General features: G+C 72.2%; 12 protein-coding genes. 7 read left to right on the top strand and 5 right to left on the bottom strand.

The features are described 5' to 3' along the window. Positions 1–32: 32 nt before the first annotated feature. The gene (locus ABEB13_RS15415; protein WP_345705981.1) at positions 33–980 is read left to right on the top strand and encodes a bifunctional riboflavin kinase/FAD synthetase; all 948 of its coding nucleotides are present in this window, start codon (positions 33–35) and stop codon (positions 978–980) included. An 88-nt stretch (positions 981–1,068) separates the two neighbouring features. On the opposite strand, the gene ABEB13_RS15410 is transcribed toward ABEB13_RS15415, so the two are convergent. From ABEB13_RS15410 to eccE, 3 genes are all read right to left on the bottom strand, one after another. Beyond that, entirely contained in the window at positions 1,069–3,138 is a 2,070-nt protein-coding gene (locus ABEB13_RS15410) for a nucleotide-binding protein (RefSeq protein WP_345705980.1), read from the bottom strand. A gap of 236 nt (positions 3,139–3,374) precedes the next feature. Beyond that, positions 3,375–4,139 (bottom strand): hypothetical protein, encoded by a 765-nt coding sequence (locus ABEB13_RS15405; protein ID WP_345705979.1) that lies wholly within the window; start codon positions 4,137–4,139, stop codon positions 3,375–3,377. Continuing rightward, positions 4,139–5,518, bottom strand: coding sequence for a type VII secretion protein EccE (gene eccE, locus ABEB13_RS15400; protein ID WP_345705978.1), 1,380 nt, complete (start codon positions 5,516–5,518; stop codon positions 4,139–4,141). Before eccE ends, ABEB13_RS15405 begins: the two co-directional genes overlap by 1 nt. Before the next feature lie 227 nt (positions 5,519–5,745). Between eccE and ABEB13_RS15395 the strand changes: the two genes are divergently transcribed. The 4 genes from ABEB13_RS15395 to mycP all read left to right on the top strand — a co-directional run bounded on the left by ABEB13_RS15395 (position 5,746) and on the right by mycP (position 9,636). Next, on the top strand, positions 5,746–7,338 hold the full coding sequence (locus ABEB13_RS15395) for a type VII secretion protein EccB (protein ID WP_345705977.1): 1,593 nt from the start codon (positions 5,746–5,748) through the stop codon (positions 7,336–7,338). Between the two features lie 179 nt (positions 7,339–7,517). Further along, positions 7,518–7,826, top strand: a complete 309-nt coding sequence (locus tag ABEB13_RS15390) for a WXG100 family type VII secretion target (RefSeq protein ID WP_100890120.1) — start codon at positions 7,518–7,520, stop codon at positions 7,824–7,826. Positions 7,827–7,903: 77 nt separating this feature from the next. Next, complete coding sequence (locus ABEB13_RS15385; protein WP_100890121.1) at positions 7,904–8,200, top strand: WXG100 family type VII secretion target; 297 nt, start codon at positions 7,904–7,906, stop codon at positions 8,198–8,200. A gap of 113 nt (positions 8,201–8,313) precedes the next feature. Then, entirely contained in the window at positions 8,314–9,636 is a 1,323-nt protein-coding gene (gene mycP / locus ABEB13_RS15380; protein ID WP_345705976.1) for a type VII secretion-associated serine protease mycosin, read from the top strand. A 76-nt stretch (positions 9,637–9,712) separates the two neighbouring features. Here mycP and ABEB13_RS15375 read toward each other — a convergent pair whose 3' ends face one another. Together ABEB13_RS15375 and eccCa are read right to left on the bottom strand one after the other, a co-directional pair. Continuing rightward, on the bottom strand, positions 9,713–11,116 hold the full coding sequence (locus ABEB13_RS15375) for an APC family permease (protein ID WP_345705975.1): 1,404 nt from the start codon (positions 11,114–11,116) through the stop codon (positions 9,713–9,715). A gap of 467 nt (positions 11,117–11,583) precedes the next feature. Then, positions 11,584–15,531, bottom strand: a complete 3,948-nt coding sequence (gene eccCa, locus ABEB13_RS15370; RefSeq protein WP_345705974.1) for a type VII secretion protein EccCa — start codon at positions 15,529–15,531, stop codon at positions 11,584–11,586. Positions 15,532–15,957: 426 nt separating this feature from the next. Here eccCa and eccD point away from each other — a divergent pair, with 426 nt between their 5' ends. Together eccD and rpsO are read left to right on the top strand one after the other, a co-directional pair. Continuing rightward, positions 15,958–17,427: a type VII secretion integral membrane protein EccD gene (gene eccD / locus ABEB13_RS15365; RefSeq protein ID WP_345705973.1), complete on the top strand. Its 1,470-nt coding sequence runs from the start codon at positions 15,958–15,960 to the stop codon at positions 17,425–17,427. 141 nt (positions 17,428–17,568) lie between these two features. Then, positions 17,569–17,859 carry a 30S ribosomal protein S15 gene (gene rpsO, locus ABEB13_RS15360; protein ID WP_030274764.1) on the top strand — a complete coding sequence of 97 codons (291 nt, stop codon included), beginning with the start codon at positions 17,569–17,571 and terminating at the stop codon, positions 17,857–17,859. Positions 17,860–18,022: the final 163 nt, after the last annotated feature.

Genomic DNA, 18,022 nt, shown 5'->3' with positions numbered 1-18,022 from the left:
GAGGGCGCGGCAGAGGAACGAGGAGCGGTCAGGTGCAGCGCTGGCGTGGCCTGGAGGAGATCCCCGGGGACTGGGGGCGCAGCGTCGTCACCATCGGATCGTTCGACGGTGTGCACCGCGGCCACCAGCTGATCATCGAGCGGGTCGTGGACCGGGCCCGGGCGCTCGGCGCGCGGTCCGTCGTCGTCACCTTCGACCCGCACCCCAGCGAGGTCGTCCGGCCGGGCAGCCACCCGCCGCTGCTCGCCCCGCAGCCGCGGCGCGCCGAGCTGATCGAGGCGCTCGGCGTGGACGCGGTGCTGGTGCTGCCGTTCACCCTGGAGTTCTCCCAGGAGTCCCCGGAGTTCTTCGTGCGGTCGGTGCTGGTCGACGCGCTGCGCGCGAAGGCCGTCGTGGAGGGCCCGAACTTCCGCTTCGGCCACCGCGCGGCCGGCAACGTGGCGCTGCTCGCCGAGCTGGGCCGGGCCGACGACTTCGAGGTCGAGGTGCTCGACCTCCAGGTGACCGGCGCGGCCGGCGACGGTGAGCCGTTCTCGTCCAGCCTGTGCCGACGACTGGTGGCGGCCGGCGACGTGGCGGGCGTGGGCGAGGTGCTCGGCCGGCCGCACCGGGTCGAGGGCGTGGTGGTGCGCGGTGCCCAGCGCGGCCGCGAACTCGGTTACCCGACCGCCAACGTGGAGACCGTGCCGCACAGCGCGATCCCGGCCGACGGCGTGTACGCGGGCTGGCTGACCGCGGCGGGCGAGGTGATGCCGGCCGCGATCTCGGTGGGCACCAACCCCACCTTCGACGGCACCGCGCGCACGGTCGAGGCGTACGCCATCGACCGGGTCGGCCTCGACCTCTACGGGATGCACGTCGCCGTGGACTTCCTGGCGTACCTGCGCGGCATGGAGAAGTTCGACTCGATCGACGCCCTGCTGGAGCGGATGGCCGACGACGTCAAGCAGGCCCGCGTGCTGACCGAACCGGCCGGCTGACCCCTCGGACGAGGACAGGCCCCCGACACACCGTGTCGGGGGCCTGTCGGCCGTTCGGGGGCAGGGCCTGTCGGGCAGGCCCTGCCGGTCACTGCTGCGGCGGCGGGTACCCGTAGCCGGGCGGCGGCTGCTGGCCCTCCTGCGGCGGCGGGTAGCCGTACCCCGGCTGACCGCCCTGCTGCCACTCCTGCGGCAGCGGCTGGGCACCGGGCTGGGCCTGCGGCGGGTGCCCGTACCCGGACGGCGGCGGGGCCTGGCCGGGCGGCGGGGCCCACGGCGCGCCGGCGGCCGGCTGCCCGGGGTAGCCCTGCTGCGGCGGGTACCCCTGCTGGGGCGGGTAGGGCTGCTGCTGCGGGGGCTGCTGCTGCATGTGCTGCGGGTACCCCTGCTGCTGGGCCCAGGCCGCCTGCTGCGCGTGCTGGGCGCGCGCGATGTCCTCGCCGACCAGGGTGGCCAGCTCGAAGTAGGCGTCCCGGACCTTGGGCCGCATCATCGCCAGGTTGACCTCGGCGCCGGCGGCCAGGCTCTCGTCGAACGGCACCACCACGACGCCGCGGCAGCGGGTCTGGAAGTGCGCCACGATGTCCTCGACCTTGATCATCTTGCTGGTCTCGCGCACCCCGGACACCACGGTGATGCTGCGCTGCACCAGATCCGCGTAACCGTGCGCGGACAGCCAGTCCAGCGTGGTCGACGCGCTGGACGCACCGTCCACGCTCGGCGTGGAGACGATGATCAGCTGGTCGGCGAGGTCCAGCACCCCGCGCATCGCGCTGTACAGCAGGCCGGTGCCGGAGTCGGTCAGGATGATCGGGTAGTGCTGCCCGAGCACCTGGATCACCTGACGGTAGTCCGAGTCGTCGAAGGTCGTCGAGACGGCCGGGTCGACGTCGTTCGCCAGGATCTCCAGGCCCGAGTGCAGGTCCTGCGAGGTGAACTGGCGGATGTCCATGTAGCTGCGCAGGTGCGGGATGGCCGTCACCAGGTCGCGGATGGTCGCGCCGGTCTGCCGCTTCACCCGGCGGCCGAGCGTGCCGGCGTCCGGGTTGGCGTCGATCGCGATGACCTTGTCCTGCCGCTCACTGGCCAGCGTGGCACCGAGCGAGGTGGTGGTCGTGGTCTTGCCGACACCGCCCTTGAGACTGATCACCGCGATCCGGTAACAGCTCATCACCGGCGTGCGGATGATCTCCAGCTTGCGGGCCCGGTCGGCCTGCGCCTGCTTGCCGCCGAACTGGAACCGCGGCTGCTGCCGCTGGGCCTTCGGCTGGCCGCGCAGCAGCCGGTCCGAGGAGAGCTCGACCGCCGCGGTGTAGCCCAGCGCCGCACCGTGCGCCATGCCCTGCTGCGGGCCGGGCTGCTGGAAGGCGGCCGGGGCCTGCGGCATCGCACCCTGCTGCGGGTACGCCTGCGGGTACGCGTTCGGCTGCGGCCAGCCGCCGGCCCGCGGGTCGACCGGGGCCGGGCCGGGGCCCGGGGCCGGCGGCGCGGCCTGCTGCTGCGGCGGCCACGGGCCGGGCTGCTGGGGCTGCTGCGGCTGAGGGCCGGGCGGCGGCCCCTGCTGCGGCACACCCGCCTGCGGCGGGTACGGCTGGGGCGCCGGCCCCGGCGGGCCGGGCTGCTGCGGCGGATAGGCCGCGCCCTGCTCCGGATGGGCCGGCCACGGCTGCGGCGGGAGGGGCTGCTCCTGCACCACGGGCTGCGGTGCCGGCGCCGCCGGCGCCTCGGCCACCGGTGCGGCGTGCACCGGAGCGGGCGCGGGAGGCGCCGTCGGCGCGGGAGCGTCCGCCACCGGCGCCGCGGCGACCGGCGGCACCGGCTCCGGCGCCGGCGGGACGGGCACGGCGGGCGGCTGCTCGGCGACCGCGGGCTGCGGCGCGACAGGAGCGGGAGCCGGAGCCTGCGCGACGGGTGCGGGAGCGGGCACCGGGGCCGGCGGCTGCGCCACCGCGGGCTGCGCGGCCACCGGCGGCTGCGGCGCGACGGGTGCGGGCGGCGGCACCTGCTGCGCGGGCGCGGCCGCCGCCGGGGCGTCCTGCGCCGGCGCCGCACTCTGCGTGTACCAGGACGGGGGCGCGTAGTCGGGCTCGTCCGACCAGTCGTCGTCCTCCTCCGTCGCGTTGTCGCCGACGTAGACGCCGTCCCGATCGCTGCTCACTGGGGCTCCCTCGCTGTTCCGCTGTCGGCGGTGCCTTCGGGCAACAAGACTAGGCCGTGATCCGCGGTCACCTGAAGGCGGTGCCGGATCTGACGGCGCGGTGGGCATGGCTGATCAGGGCGGTGACGACCGCCCATCGGGTGAACGCCCACCGGATGCTCACCATTCCTCCCCGGTCGCGCCGGGAGGCCCGGCCGATCTCGCGTCGGCACGGGCCTCCCGGGGCGAGGGGTCGGTCAGTCGATCCGGCGCGGCCCGCCCAGCACCTGGGCCTCGGCCTCACCCGGATTGGTCATCACGTACTGGCGCCGCATCCGGGTCGCCCACAGCGTGATGTTCTCACCGAGCGTCGGCAGCGCCGCGACCTCCTGGTCGCCGAGCGACAGCACCCGGGCGACCACCTCCGCCTCCTGCGGGGAGATCCGCTGCACACCCACCAGGTCCGCGGAGTTGAGCACCCGGGTCGCGTTCGGGCCCAGGTACGGCAGCAGCGTCAGCGTGGTCTGCCACGGCGCGGCCGACAGCCGGCTGCGCGCCGGCCGCGCGCCGAGGTCGCGCACGACCAGCACCGGCGAGGTCACCGAGGCGCCCTGCGGCCCCACCCGGCCCACCTGGTGGATCGTCACGCACGGCTGGCCGCCGCCGGCGGCCTGCGCCATCGGCGCCCAGGCCTGCGGGCGGCCGGTCTCCACCGCCACCCGGGCCCCGGTCGCCGCGGCCCGCAGCGCGATCACCTGCGCCGTCCACATGCCGCCGATCAGCACCACCTCGTACGCCTGCGGACGGAACAGGCCGATCACCGCGGGCTGCTGCTGCGGGTCGATGCCGATCACCACACCGTCGTCGCCGACCGGGAAGGACAGCGCGCCGAGGTCCTCGGCGGTCAGCACGTGCTTCTCCCGGCGGGGGCCGCGCAGGCCGAAGCCCGGACGGATCCGCAGGGTGGAGGCGGGCTCGGCCGCGGGCTGCGGGGTCTGCCCCGCGTAGGTCTGGTAGGCCATCAGGACGTCCCTCCCAGGGGCAGCGTGGCGAGCAGGCCGGGCGCCTGCTCCAGGTCGAGGCGGGTGAGGCCGACCCCGGCGCTCTGCGCACGGGACTCCACCAGCCGCCCGACCTGGGCGACCTCGCTCTCGCTGCGCCCGGTGACCCGGACGTGCCCGGTGACGGCGAACGAGCCGCCGGTGCCCTTGCTCGCGGTCAGGCTGAACGTGCTCGCCAGCGCCGGGGTGCCGGTGACCAGGTTGACCAGGTCCGGGGCGGAGATCCGGCCCGGGGCGCCGCCCGGCCGGCTCAGCTGCGGCCACTTGGAGATCCAGTACGTGGTGTGCCAGCGGTCGTCGATCCGCCAGAACTTGCTGCTCTCCTGGGTGCGGCGGGCGGCCGCGCCGCCACCGCCGCTGCCCTGCCGGCCGGCCACGGCCACCGGGTTGGCGCAGATGGAGATGGCCAGCGCGGCGATCAGCTCGCGCTCGTCCAGCACGGTGGCGGTGAAGCCGGCCGCGTTGAGCCGTCCGGCGAGCTGGTCGGTGACGCGCTGCAGGGTCTTGCGCGCGCCGTCCTCGCCGCCGCCGCGGGCGAGCACCGCGGTGGCCGACGCCTCCGGGTTGAGCTTGAGCGCGACCCAGGTGAGCCGCAGTCCCGGCGTCGCCGGGCCGTCCGGCAGCTGGTGGTAGGCGCGGGCGGCCAGCGACTGGTCGGGCAGGTGCGGGGCCGGCGCCGGCTGGGTGTGCTGCACCAGCTGGACGGACTCCAGGGAGATGTCGTCGACCTGCAGCGCCGAGCAGACGATGTCCAGCGGGAGCGGCAGGGCGGTGCGGGCCGGCCGCAGCGGCTGGTCCTTGGCCTGCACCAGCAGGACGGACGTGAAGAAGGTGCCGTCGCCGACCATGCCGACCTCGCGGCGGATCGGCCGGCCGTCGCCGAGGTCGGCCTCGGTGGCGTGGGTGTAGGTGCGCAGCGCCGGCTCGACCTCCAGCGCGGGAGCCAGCGCCGGGTCGGTGCCGGGCGGCGGCACGTTGTACTGCGCCTCCCTGCGGCGGGACTTGAGCGCCATCCGGATCCGGATCGCCTCGGGAGCGGTGCGCCCGCCGAGCGGCAGCAGGGCCAGCACCACCAGCAGCACGGCCGGGACGGCGAAGGCACCGGCCATCGCCGGGGAGATCGTCCAGCCGACCGCCACCAGTGCGGCGGCGACCTCCAGCAGGACCAACTGCTGGAGCTGGAGCCGGCTGCCGAGCAGTCCCGGGCGGGGGTGGAGTTTCAGCGGGACGGCGGCGGCGGGCGCCGACCTGGCCCGACGGCCGCCCGGGTCGGAGCCCCGGTTGCCCGACCTGCGGCCGGGCGGGGCGCTGCGTCGGGCTGGAGCGGTCTGGCTTGGCATCCCCCGAGTGAACCTCTCTGATCAGATATCAAGGCCCGGTTCTCCGATCGGCGAACCGTACCCGTTACCGTACTCACCGTCTGCTGCCGCATCGTAGAGGGTTGGCAGCATCCGGTGCCCTCGGGGTGCCCCCGGCTCCGGGCCGGGGAAGGGTGGCAGACTCGCGCACTGAGCGGATCACTGACGGTCGGACAGGCGCCGGGGACACAGGGGAGACGGGGACGAGCATGGCATCACGCAGGGACGAGTTGAACGCCTACAACTTCGCGCGCAAGCGCACCGTGGGGGCGTTCCTGCAGCCCGGCGGAGGGGGTAACGACGAGGACGCCCCGCGTCCGGTGCGCGCGGTGCTGCCGAGCTTCGTGGTCGGCGCGGTCATCGTGGCGGGCTTCGGCATGTGGGGCGTCATCAAGCCCAGTGCGCCGGTCAACTGGGACGACGGCAAGAACATCATCCAGGGCAAGGACTCCACCACCCGCTACGTGGTGCTGGAGGACCCGACCAGCCACGAGAAGTTCCTGCACCAGGTCCTCAACATGTCCTCGGCCAAGTTGGTGCTGCCGGCCGGTTCGAAGGTCGTCCAGGTCGCCGACAGCGTGCTCGACGCCTACAAGAACCACGGCGCCACCATCGGCATCCCGTACGCGCCCGACCGGCTGCCCGGTTCGGACGACGCGGGCGACGCCAAGAAGTGGTCGGTCTGCGACCGCCCCGGGTCGGACGCGAGCCAGGCCACCATCAACCAGGCCGTGTTCGTCGCCGCGGACCAGGACGCCAAGAACCTCGCCAAGCCCGACCTGGTGCTCTCCGAGGGCCAGGGGCTGTACGTCCAGGCGCCGCCGATCCGCAAGGACGTGGACGCCAGCAAGTTCCTGGTCGACATGAACGGCGTCAAGCACGCGGTCGGCGAGGTCAGCCTGACCGGAGCGCGGCGCAGCGCGATGGAGTCCGGCCTGTTCGGCGACCAGGTCCAGCCCCAGCAGGTCACCCAGGCATGGCTGGACACCCTGGCCACCGGGGCTCCGATCAAGTTCCCCGAGATCCCCGGCTTCAGCAAGGACTCGAAGATCAAGTCCCAGGTGAAGCTGCCCGCGAACCAGGCGGTGGTGGGCCACCTGCTGCACTTCCAGAACACCTACTACGTGGTGGGGAAGACCAAGCTGGTCGCGATCACCCCGTTCCAGGCCGAGCTGATCCGCAACGACCCCGACCTGTCGGTCGCCTACGGCGCCGGTGTCACCCCGAAGGTCGACGAGCTCTCCCCGGCCAGCAACGCCGAGCTCTCCGGCGACGTCGACCAGTCGATCATGGACAAGAGCGACGTGCCGGACGCCAAGCCGCTGCCGCCGGTCAACGTCGGCCCCAAGGCGACCCGTTCGGTGATCTGCAGCACGTTCGAGGGGTACGTCCAGGGGCAGATCAAGCGCACCGTGTGGGCGTCGAGCGACTATCCCGCGAAGGTTTCGACCGGCTCCGCCAGCGCCCACGTGACACCGGGTCACGGTCTGCTCTACCGCGCGGTGGACGGCGACGGCGGCTCCGGTACGCAGGACACCTCCGGCAGCACCTTCCTGATCACCGAGACCGGTCTGCGCTACTCCCTGCAGGCCAACGGCGACGGCGGCGCCGCCGGCACGCCGGACCCGACGCCCTCGCCGCAGCAGCAGCAGGCCCAGGCGGGCAGCCAGGACGACGACGCCAAGGCCCGGTTGGGCTTCAAGTCGGTCAATCCGGTGCTCGTCCCGCTGCCGTGGTCGGTGCTGGTGCCCGGCGGCGGCGTGCTCAACAGCAAGGCCGCGGAGCAGGCGCAGAGCGCGTGACGTAGCGTCAGAATGCCTCGTCCGGGCGCGTGTCATGGTCTGGTAACTACCGGGCTCCCGGTGTTGGGGGACTTGCGTTCGAGGGCTACAGTGCTGGGGGGCACATACGCTGGTGTCCCCGGGTAGGCCGTGTCACGACTATCCGGACACAATGTCTGTCTCATGGGGGACGGTGGATCATGGCTGGTCAGTTCAGGACGACCGCTGAGGAAATGACGGCATTCGCCAACCGCATCGGCGAGGTGAACGCGCAGGTCCAGGGTGAGATCCAGCGGCTCAACTCGCTGGTCGACTCGGTCTCGTCGGGCTGGCAGGGCCAGGCCGCGACGGCCTACAAGCAGATGCAGTCCCGTTTCAACGAGGACGCGCAGGCGCTGAACAAGGTGCTCGACGAGATCAAGCAGGCGATCGAGGCGACCACCAAGGCTTACGCCCAGACCGAGCAGGACCAGCAGTCCTCGATGACGGGTGTCGGCGGCTCCTTCTGAGCCCCGCCGGTTCGTAAGCCTCAGCCCTCGGCCCGGTGGGGACCGGGCCGACGCGCATCCATCGACTAGGAGAAACCATGTCCGACGGCAGCCACATTCTCGTCAATTTCTCGACCATCCAGAACGCGTCCTCCGAGGTCCGGCAGACCGCCCAGCGCATCCAGTCGCAGCTGGACGAGCTGAAGGCCGGCGTGCAGCGCATCGCCCAGAGCTGGGAGGGCAGCGCGCGCGAGGGCTACCAGGCCCGCCAGGCGACCTGGGACGCCAAGGCCGCCGACCTGCAGCAGGTGCTGCAGCAGATCTCGACCTCGCTCGACAACGCGGCCCAGAGCTACCAGTCGACCGAGTCCAAGAACGCGACGATCTGGAACTGAGCCGCCGCCGCGCGGCACCGCAGGGCTGAGGTGGGGCGGGCGTCCGGTCGGGCGCCCGCCCCACGCGCGTCGCAGCACGCGCACGACATCCGGTGGATCAGAGGGGAAGACAGGTGTCGTTGGGTACGTTCCGCAGGGCCGCTGCCGCGTCCGTGGTACTCGGGGTGGTCGGCGCGTTCGCCGCGGCTCCCGCGTACGCGGCCCCGGCCTCGCCGTCGGCCTCGCCGAGTCCGGGGGCGGCCCAGGGCGGGGGCGGCTCGCACTGGGCCCCGATCGGGATAGCCGCGGCCGGTGAGTGCAAGTTCCCGTCGGACGTCGTCCAGGGCACCCCCTGGGCGCTCCAGCGGGTGGTGCTCAGCGAGCTGTGGAGCCAGGGCCGGTCCGGCACCTTCGCCAAGGACTTCGGGAAGAAGAAGAAGAAGGGCGACCCGGTCAAGGTCGCCGTGATCGACACCGGGGTGGACAACCGGAACCGGCAGCTCGAGAACGCGGTGATCGACGAGGGGTCGTCCCTCAAGGACTCGCAGGGCCAGACCGGCAACGGCGTCACCGACACCGTGGGGCACGGCACCAAGGTCGCGGGCATCATCGCGGCCCGCCCGATGGCCGGCACGGGCTTCGTCGGGCTGGCACCGGGCGCCCAGATCATGAGCTTCAAGCAGAACGACGACCAGGGCAACGGCAAGGTCGGTGACCTGGTCAACGCGATCAACACCGCCGTCGCCAAGGGCGCCGACGTCATCAACATCTCGCAGGACGTCCGCGCGGACGGCGAGACCTCCAACTTCGACGACTCCAAGCAGTTGGAGGAGGCCGTGCAGGCGGCGGAGGCCGAGAACGTGGTCGTGGTGGCCTCCTCCGGCAACGACGGCCGCGAGGGTGCGACCTACCCCGCCGCCTACGAGACGGTGCTGGCCGTCGGCGCCTCGGACCGCAACAACGAGCGCGCGACGTTCTCCGAGTACGGGGACTTCGTGGACATCGCGGCGCCCGGCGTCGACATGCTCTCCACCGTCCCGGCCGGCGGCCACTGCGTGGACAACGGCACCAGCTTCTCCGCTCCCTACGTGGCGGGGGTGGCCGCGCTGCTCAAGGGCGCGCACCCGGACTGGACGGCCGCTCAGGTCCGTGCCCGGATCGAGCAGAGCGCCCAGCGCACCGAGCGCACCCGCAACCGGTTCGTGGGCTGGGGCGTGGTCGACCCGGTGAAGGCCGTCCAGGGCCCCGACGACCAGGACCCGGTCGTGCACGACGACGCCAAGGTCAAGATCGACCGGGTGCCGATCGTCGCCCAGCCGCTGGGCCTGGAGGAGACCCAGGCCGACCGCGACCGCCGCACCGGCACCTACGTGCTGGGCGCGGGCGGCCTCGTGGTGGCCGCGCTGGGCGGTGGCGCGGTGGTGGTGCGCGACTACCGGCGCCGTCGCGAGAGCTGACCGCGGGACCGCAGCACGACGCCGTCGGCCCGGCACCCCCGCGTGGGGTGCCGGGCCGACGGCGTCGTGGCGGGGGTCAGACCTGCTCGTCCTCGGGCAGGGTGATCACCCAGCGGCTGTCCTGCCGGGGGCGCAGGTAGAACAGCCAGTAGAGGCTGGCGACCGCGGTGATGGCACCCGTCCACAGCAGCGCGGTGACGTCGAGCTGGGTCAGCAGGTAGCCGAGCGCGACGATCAGCAGCACCGGCAGCACGGGCCACAGCGGCTGGCGCCAGGCGGAGGCGTGCTTGTGCGCGCCGCGGCGGGAGAACAGGGCGGCGACCGCGACCAGCAGGTAGAGCGCGGCCACGGCCACGCCGGTGATGTTGGTCAGCTGCTCCTGCGGGACGAAGCAGAGCACGGCGCCGGGGACGCCGACGGCCAGCGTGGAGATCCACGGGGCGCTGAAGCCGTTCAGCGTGCCGAAGGCCTTGTTGACCGGCTCGGGCCAGGCCTTGTCGCGGCCGGAGGCGAACAGCACGCGGGAGTTCTGGATGACCATGACGATGCCGGCGTTGATGATCGCCAGGGCGACGCAGAGGCTGATGAAGGTACCGACCGCGGAGTTGCTCCAGCCGGTGACCAGGGAGGAGATGTCGCCGCCGGTCAGCGAGGCCAGGTCGGGGGCGCCCAGGGTGATCGCGACGACCGGGACGATGATGACCACGACGGACAGCGCGAGCGTCCACAGCACGGTGCGGGCGACGTTGCGGCGCGGGTTCTCCAGCTCCTCGGAGAGGTAGATGGCGGTGGAGAAGCCCTGGGTGACGAAGAGTGCGGTGCCCATCGCGGCGAGCACCGCGGCGAAGCCGACCCCGCCGGTCGCGCCGTGCGCGTCGGCGACGGCGCCGTGCACCAGGCTGCCGAGGCCCCGCTCGGAGTGCCCGAAGCCCAGGAAGGCGACCACGCCGGCCGCGATGACCTCCAGGACGAGGAAGACGCCGGTGATCCAGGCGTTGGCGCGCAGGTCCAGCAGGCCGGCCACGGTGGCGGCGATCATGACGGCGGCGCCGGTCCACTTCGGGTCGAGGTGGACGATCGGCGCCAGGTAGTCGGCCGTGCCGATGGCGATCAGCGAGGGCACGATCATGACGACGATCAGCGACTGGATGAACACCAGCCAGCCGGCGAAGCGGCCCGCCAGGGTGCCGACCATCGCGTACTCGCCGCCGGCGCTGGGGACCAGGGTGCCGAGCTCGGAGTAGCAGAACGCCACGGCGATACAGATGACCGCGCCGATCGCGATCGACATCGCGGTGAGGGTGCCGAGCGAGTTGAACAGCTCCGGCACGATGACGAAGAGGGAGGACGCCGGCGTCACGCACGACAGCGTGAGCAGTGTTCCGCCCACGACCCCGAGCGATCGGGTGAGCTTCTTGGGGGAGCCCGTGTCGGCCGTGGATTCGACTACGGCGAGTGGCGGGCGAAGCGTGTCGGTCATGGGGCGTCCGATCGACTGTGTGGGGCTTGGGGGAGGGAGCGCTATCGCCTCCGATGGGCTTGCCTGGCGTGATGTTCTGTCGCTCCCGATTGGCCATGGAACCGCGACGCTTTGCCTGCGTCAACGGACGATCTGCTTCGGAATCCGTTGCGATCCGACGCATAGGCATGCGATCCGGTGGCCGTGTGCCGCAAATTCCACCTTTGTCCGTCTTGTCAACTCGGAAGAATTGGGATTGATTCCAAGGCTATAGCTCCTGAACGGCATGTGAATCGAAGGTTGTGGGCCGGTTCACTCCATAGGGCGCAGGCGATCGATCGCGCCCCCGCGGGCTGCCCGCCGGGGTGCGGGAACCGCAGCCGGGGGCGGCAAAAAAATAGGTAACGTTCTCGCACCGTCCGGACCCCGGACACGACAAGGGCCGGACCCCCGAGGAGTCCGGCCCTTGTGGTCACGCACGGTCACTGCTACAGGGTGGGCAGCCAGCCCGTCTGGACGGTCTGGCCGGCCGTGATCCGGCGCGACACGAAGACGCCCCGGCCCGGCGGCAGCTGCTGCGGCTTCACGGTGCCCAGCAGCGCACCCTCGTTCTTGTCGCCCGAGAGCAGCAGACCCTGGCCGCCAAGCTCGCGCATGCGCTGCATGACCGGCTCGAACAGCGCCCGGCCGGCGCCGCCGGCGCTGCGCGCGACGATGATGCGCAGGCCGATGTCGCGGGCGAACGGCAGGAACTCCGCCAGCGGGGCCATCGGGTTGCCCGAGCCCGTGGCGACCAGCTCGTAGTCGTCCACGATCACGAACATGTCCTTGCCGCTGTACCAGCTGCGGTTGCGCAGCTGCTCCGGCGTGACGTCCGGGCCGGGCAGCCGGCGCGAGCAGGCGCCGCGGAGCATCTCCACGATCGCCGACATCGCCGGCGCCGCGGCCGCGTACTCGACCAGGTACTCCTGCGGCACGACGCCGAGCAGCGAGCGGCGGAAGTCGCCGACCACGATGCCGGCCTGCTCCGGGGTGTACCGCTCGGTGATCTGCTTGATCAGCATCCGCAGCATCGCCGACTTACCGGACTCGCTCTCGCCGAAGACGATGAACAGCGGGTCGGTCTCGAAGTTGACGAAGACCGGTGCCATCTCGACCTCGTCGATGCCGAAGGCGACACCCAGCTCGGGGTGCTCGAAGCCCTTCGGCAGCGAGTTGCCGTCCAGCACGGCCGGCAGCATGCGGACCTGCGGGGCCCGCGGGCCCGTCCAGGCCGCGTCCACCTGGGCCACCAGGTCGGCCACGCCGTCCGTGAGGTCCGCGGTCTCGGACGAGCCGTCCAGGCGCGGCAGGCCCGACAGGAAGTGCAGCTTGCCGGCGGTGAGGCCGCGGCCGGGGGCGCCGGCCGGGACGTTCACCGCGACCTTGCGGTCGATCTCCGACTCCATCGAGTCGCCGAGCTTGAGCTCGGTGCGGTTCTGCAGCAGGTCCTTGAGGGCCGGCCGGACCTCGGCGTACCGCGCCGCCGTGACGATCACGTGCACGCCGTAGGTCAGACCGCGCTGCGCGATGTCGTTGATGACGGGTTCGAGGACCTCGTACTCCTGCTTGAAGGTCAGCCAGCCGTCGATGATCAGGAAGACGTCGCCGAACTGCTCGTCCGGCAGCTGGCCCGCGGCCCGGCGGCTGCGGTACGTGGTCACGGTGTCGATCCCGGCCGAGCGGAACAGCTCCTCGCGGCGGTTCAGGACACCGTGCACCTCGCTGATCATGCGGCGGACCTTCTCGACGTCCAGACGCCCGGCCACGCCGCCGACGTGCGGCAGACCGGCCAGCGCGCCGAACGCGCCACCGCCGAAGTCGAGCAGGTAGAACTGCGTCTCCACCGGCGTGTGGGTGACCGCGAAGCCCGCGACCAGGGCGCGGACCATGTTGGACTTGCCGGACTGCGGACCACCGACGATCAGGCCGTGACCGGCCGCACCCGAGTAGTCCTGGTACAGCACGTCGCGGCGCTGGTCGCGCGGCTTGTCGACGATGCCGACCGGCACCACCAGGCGGCCCAGCGCGCCGTACTCCGGCGACGTCAGGCCGCGCTCGGCGGTGACCTGCAGCGGCGGCACCAGCTGGTCCGTGCTGGGGGCGGCCTCCAGGGGCGGCAGCCACACCTGGTGGGCCGGCGGGCCCTGGCCGATCATGCGGTGCACAAAGGTGTCGAGCATGGTGTCGAGCAGCGAGTCGTCGACCTCCTCGACCTCCTCGACGACCTGCTCGACCACCGGCTCGATGATCGGCACCTCGGCCGCGGTGAACAGCACCGGCTGCGCGGTGATCACCTGGCCGCCGCTGGTCCGCTGCTGGCCCGGCGGCCGGTACGGGCCGGAGACGTACGCGGCCCGGAACCGCTCCATCACGTCGGAGCCGAACTTCAGGTAGCCGACGCCGGGGATGGGCGGCAGGTGGTAGGCGTCCGGGACGCCGATCGCGGCCCGCGACTCGGCGGCCGAGAAGGTGCGCAGACCCAGGCGGTAGGAGAGGAAGGTGTCCAGACCGCGGAGCTTGCCCTCCTCCAGTCGCTGCGAGGCGAGCAGCATGTGCATACCGAGCGAACGGCCGATCCGGCCGATCTGGATGAACAGGTCGATGAAGTCCGGCTTGGCGGTCAGCAGCTCGGAGAACTCGTCGATGATCATCAGCAGTGAGGGCAGCGGGTCCAGTGCCGCGCCCGCCGCACGGGCCCGCTCGTACTCGTTGATGTTGGCGTAGTTGCCGGCCGCGCGCAGCAGCTCCTGGCGGCGGTTCATCTCGCCCTCGATCGCGTCGCGCATGCGGTCGATCAGGGTGGCTTCGCCCTCGAGGTTGGTGATGACGGCCGCGGTGTGCGGCATCTCCGCCATGCCGGCGAAGGTGGCACCGCCCTTGAAGTCGGCGAGGACGAGGTTCAGCACCTCGGAGGAGTGCGTCACCGCGAGCGCCAGCACGATGGTGCGCAGCACCTCGGACTTGCCGGAACCGGTCGCACCGACGCACATGCCGTGCGGGCCCATGCCCTGGAGCGAGGCCTCCTTGATGTCCAGCCACACGTACTCGCCGTTGGTGCCCACGCCCAGCGGCACCCGCAGCTTCTCCGCCATCGGGCGGGGCCGCCAGTGCCGGGCCGGGTCGAAGGACCCCGGGTCGCCGGTGTTCATCATCTCGGTGAAGTCCATCGACACCAGCGACGGGTCGCCGTCGTCCCCGCCGGCCGACACCCGGAACGGCGCCAGCTGGCGGGCCAGCGCCTCGGACTGCCACGCGGAGAGGGTGTCGGGCTTGCCGGAGTACGAGGCGCCGGACGCGGACTCCAGCAGCAGCCGGTCCTTGCCGACGGTGATCACCAGGTGGCCGCTGGGCTCGTCCAGGTCACCCGGGACGACCTCGATGACGGTCACGCCCTCGACGCCCTCCGGGCCCGCCAGGATCGAGTCCTGCGGCACCGCGGCGCCGTCCATGACCACGATCAGGTGCGGCTTGTCGGCGCTGGGCACGTTGTCGCGGGAGAAGCCCTTGCGGCCCTCCAGTTCCTTGCCGAGCAACTCCTCCAACTCGCCCAGCCCGGAGGCGATCAGGCGGCGCGAGCCGGCCCCGTCGTTCTCCTTGCGGTGCTGGGTGTGCGGCAGCCACTTCGCCCACTCCCACTCGTCGATCGCACCCGGTGCCGCGGCGACGCCGACCATCAGGTCGTCCGGCGAGTGAAGGGTCGTCAACTGGGCGATCATCGCCCGGACATTGCCGTACACCGTGTCCGGGTCGCCGCAGACGGTGATGTGGTAGAAGGCGCGCAGCGACACCGCCAGCGGCAGGTCCTGCAGCGTGCCGTGCGACTTGATGAAGGTGCCCATGGCCTCGGCGGCCAGCGGCTCCAGCTCGTCCAGCGGAGCGGTCTGCGGGGCGACCAGCGGGGTGGACAGCTGCTGCGGCCCGCGTCCCAGCCGTACCTGCGCAAAGTCCGGATCGGTGGGACGGCGCTCCCAGAGTCGGCGGCCCTCGGCCACGACCGACCAGAGCTGGTCCGGCTCGGGGTGCGTGAACAGCAGTGCGCCGCGCTGGCGTTCGGCCGTGCGGCGGACCTGGCGGCGCATCTGCTGGAGGTACTTCAGGTAGTCCCGGCGCTCGTCCGCGGTGCCGGCGTTGCCGCCCCGGCGGGCCTTCACGATCTGGGCCACCGACATGCCCGCGGTGGAGGCCACCATCAGGACGCCCATGATCTTCATCGGGCCCTGGCCCGAGAAGAGGAATGCCGAGGATCCGCCCATGCCGAGCAGCGGAAGCAGGGACATCATCCAGTCCTCGCCGCCCGACCTGGGCAGCTCCGGTGGTGCGACCAGCTCCACCGGTTCGTCCGGCACCGGGGGCGGATATGCCCGGGCCGGACGCTTGACGGTCACCACACTCACTACGGCACCAACCCTCACGCAACCGATTACGTACGGGTGAGGGCGCCCCGTTGGATGACGCCGCCCCCGCTCCGTCGACCGCAGACGCCCTTGAGGGTTGCTGCACCAGCCCGCCCCCGTACGCCTTGCGCAGGGGCAGATCCTACTGGGCCGTCCGGACGGTTCGACCACGGGGTCAGCCGAGCGGGTTTCGGGTGCGAAGCATCACAACCCTCCATCAACGGCTCACGTTCCGAAGGCATTTCTCCCCCACCCCGGCCACCGCGGGGAATTCCGGAAGGTCCCGGCGCTCGCCGCCGTCCGGGCGGGCGGTAGGGTAACGCCGCGCCAACTGTCGTCAGGACCGTGTCAGTTCCGACCCGGACGACAGGCGCACCGCAGGACCGAAGCTTGACGAGCAGGCACATCCAACAAGGGGGAGCGCCGGTGAGCGCTAATGCAACGACCGGTTTCTGCCGGGTCACCGTCGTGGCGCCGGACAGCCGGATCGACGTCGCACTGCCGGAGGACGTTCCGCTCGCGGACGTGTACCCCGAGGTACTGCGGCTCTCCGGACAGACCCAGGTGGACGGCGCACCCACCGGCTTCCACCTCGTCCGGCGCGACGGCACCGTCCTCGACAGCGGACTCCCGCTGGCCGCCCAGCAGGTCCGGGACGGCGACCTGCTGAGCCTGCGCCCGTTCTCCGAGTCGCTCCCGCCGGCCGTGTACGACGACGTGGCGGACGCCATCGCCGGCGCCGTCGAGGCCGACCGCCGGTTCTGGAGCCCGGACCTGATGCGCGGCTTCGGCCTGGTCGGCGCGGGCCTGCTGCTCGTCCTGCTCGGCTTCGCGCTCTGGTTCTCCGACCTGCGCCACGACATGCACAGCCTGCCGGGCATCCTGTCCGGCGTGACCGCCGTCGTGCTGGTCACCCTCGCCGGCGTCCGGGCCCGGGTCTACGACGACCACGACGCCGCCCTCGCGCTCGGCCTCGGCGCGCTGCCGCACACCCTGATCGCCGGCTCCGGCATCCTCCCGGTCGACACGACCGGGGGCGGCCCCGGCCGCCTGCAGTTCCTGGTCGGCTGCGTCGCGGTGCTGATCGTCTCGGTGCTGCTGGTCGGCCTCCTGCCGGAGAAGGACTCCGTCTTCGTCGCCTCCTCCTTCCTGGCCGCCGCGGGCACCCTCGCCACCTTCGCCGCCGTCCTGCTGGACGGCACCCCGGCCACCCACATCGCCGCCGTCACCGGCGTCGCCGCGGTCGCCGCGGTCGGCTTCCTGCCGGCCCTCTCCGCCCGCTTCGCCCGGCTGCCCGTCGGCTTCAGCGCCCCCGGCCAGACCCGCACCCGCGGCACCGCCTACGGCGAGGAGACCGACCGCACCGAGGTCGTCCAGTACGAGCGGATCGCGCACCAGGCCCGCCGCGGCCACGAGGTCCTGGTCGGCCTGGTCGGCGGCTGCGCCGCCACCGTGGTCGGCGCCTGCGCGGTGCTGGGCTTCAGCGACACCATGTTCGGCGAGCTGCTCGCCCTGGCGATCGGCATCTCGACGATGCTGCGCGCACGGCTGTTCCGCTACACCGCGCAGGTGTTCAGCCTCACCATCGCCGGCCTGGCCGGCCTGGGCCTGCTGATCCTCGGCCTGTCGCTGCACACCCCGCTGTTCATCGCCAAGCAACTGATGCAGGGCAGCGCCGGCGCCTCGGTCGACCTGCGCACGATTTGGCTGTCGGCGTCGGTCGCGCTGGGCGCCGCGCTGCTGACCGCGATTGCCCTGATCGTTCCCCGACTCGGTGTCTCCCCGTTCTGGGGGCGCATCCTGGACATGGTGGACGGCCTGATGCTGATCTCGCTCGTCCCGCTGGCCCTGGCCGTCCTGAACATCTACGCCCTGGTCCGAGGCGCCACCGCCTGACCTTCGCGGCCGTACTCCGCCGGCGCCCGTCGCCGCCCCGTCCGGGGGCGGGGGCGGGCGCTGGTACGCTTGGGCGGTCCGAGTCATGTTCGATCCTGTGCAGCAGACCAGGATCACTCGGGCCCACCAGAAGGAGATGCCGTGGCTCTCGCCGCCGACGTCAAGAAGCAGATCATCGCCGAGTTCGGCCAGAAGGAGGGCGACACCGGCTCTCCCGAGGTCCAGGTGGCCATGCTCTCCCGCCGTATCTCGGACCTGACCGAGCACCTGAAGGCCCACAAGCACGACCACCACTCGCGCCGTGGCCTGCTCATCCTGGTCGGCCAGCGCCGCCGCCTGCTGCAGTACCTGGCCAAGAAGGACATCGAGCGTTTCCGTACCCTCGTCGACCGCCTCGGCATCCGCCGCGGCGCCGCGGGCGGCGCTCGCTGACACCGCTCCAAGGGGCGGCTCCCCTGCACGGGGGAGCCGCCCCTTGTGCATCCGCGACAGAGACGCGCATCGTAATGCCGCGCTCTGTAGGGTGTGAATTTGTAAGGTGAAGGGCATGCCCGGGTTGGCGCGCGAGACGCGCCGCCTGCGGAGCAGCACCCAC

It is taken from the genome of Kitasatospora paranensis (assembly GCF_039544005.1).
GTDB classification, from domain to species: Bacteria; Actinomycetota; Actinomycetes; order Streptomycetales; family Streptomycetaceae; genus Kitasatospora; species Kitasatospora paranensis.
This window is presented reverse-complemented; position numbering and strand designations above follow the sequence as displayed.

Excerpts from the sequence above, each read along its gene's own strand:
- ABEB13_RS15405 (WP_345705979.1), bottom strand. The coding sequence starts at position 4,139 with ATGGCCTACCAGACCTACGCGGGGCAGACCCCGCAGCCCGCGGCCGAG.
- ABEB13_RS15395 (WP_345705977.1), top strand. The coding sequence starts at position 5,746 with ATGGCATCACGCAGGGACGAGTTGAACGCCTACAACTTCGCGCGCAAG.
- ABEB13_RS15390 (WP_100890120.1), top strand. The coding sequence starts at position 7,518 with ATGGCTGGTCAGTTCAGGACGACCGCTGAGGAAATGACGGCATTCGCC.
- ABEB13_RS15375 (WP_345705975.1), bottom strand. The coding sequence starts at position 11,116 with ATGACCGACACGCTTCGCCCGCCACTCGCCGTAGTCGAATCCACGGCC.
- eccE (WP_345705978.1), bottom strand. The coding sequence starts at position 5,518 with ATGCCAAGCCAGACCGCTCCAGCCCGACGCAGCGCCCCGCCCGGCCGC.
- ABEB13_RS15385 (WP_100890121.1), top strand. The coding sequence starts at position 7,904 with ATGTCCGACGGCAGCCACATTCTCGTCAATTTCTCGACCATCCAGAAC.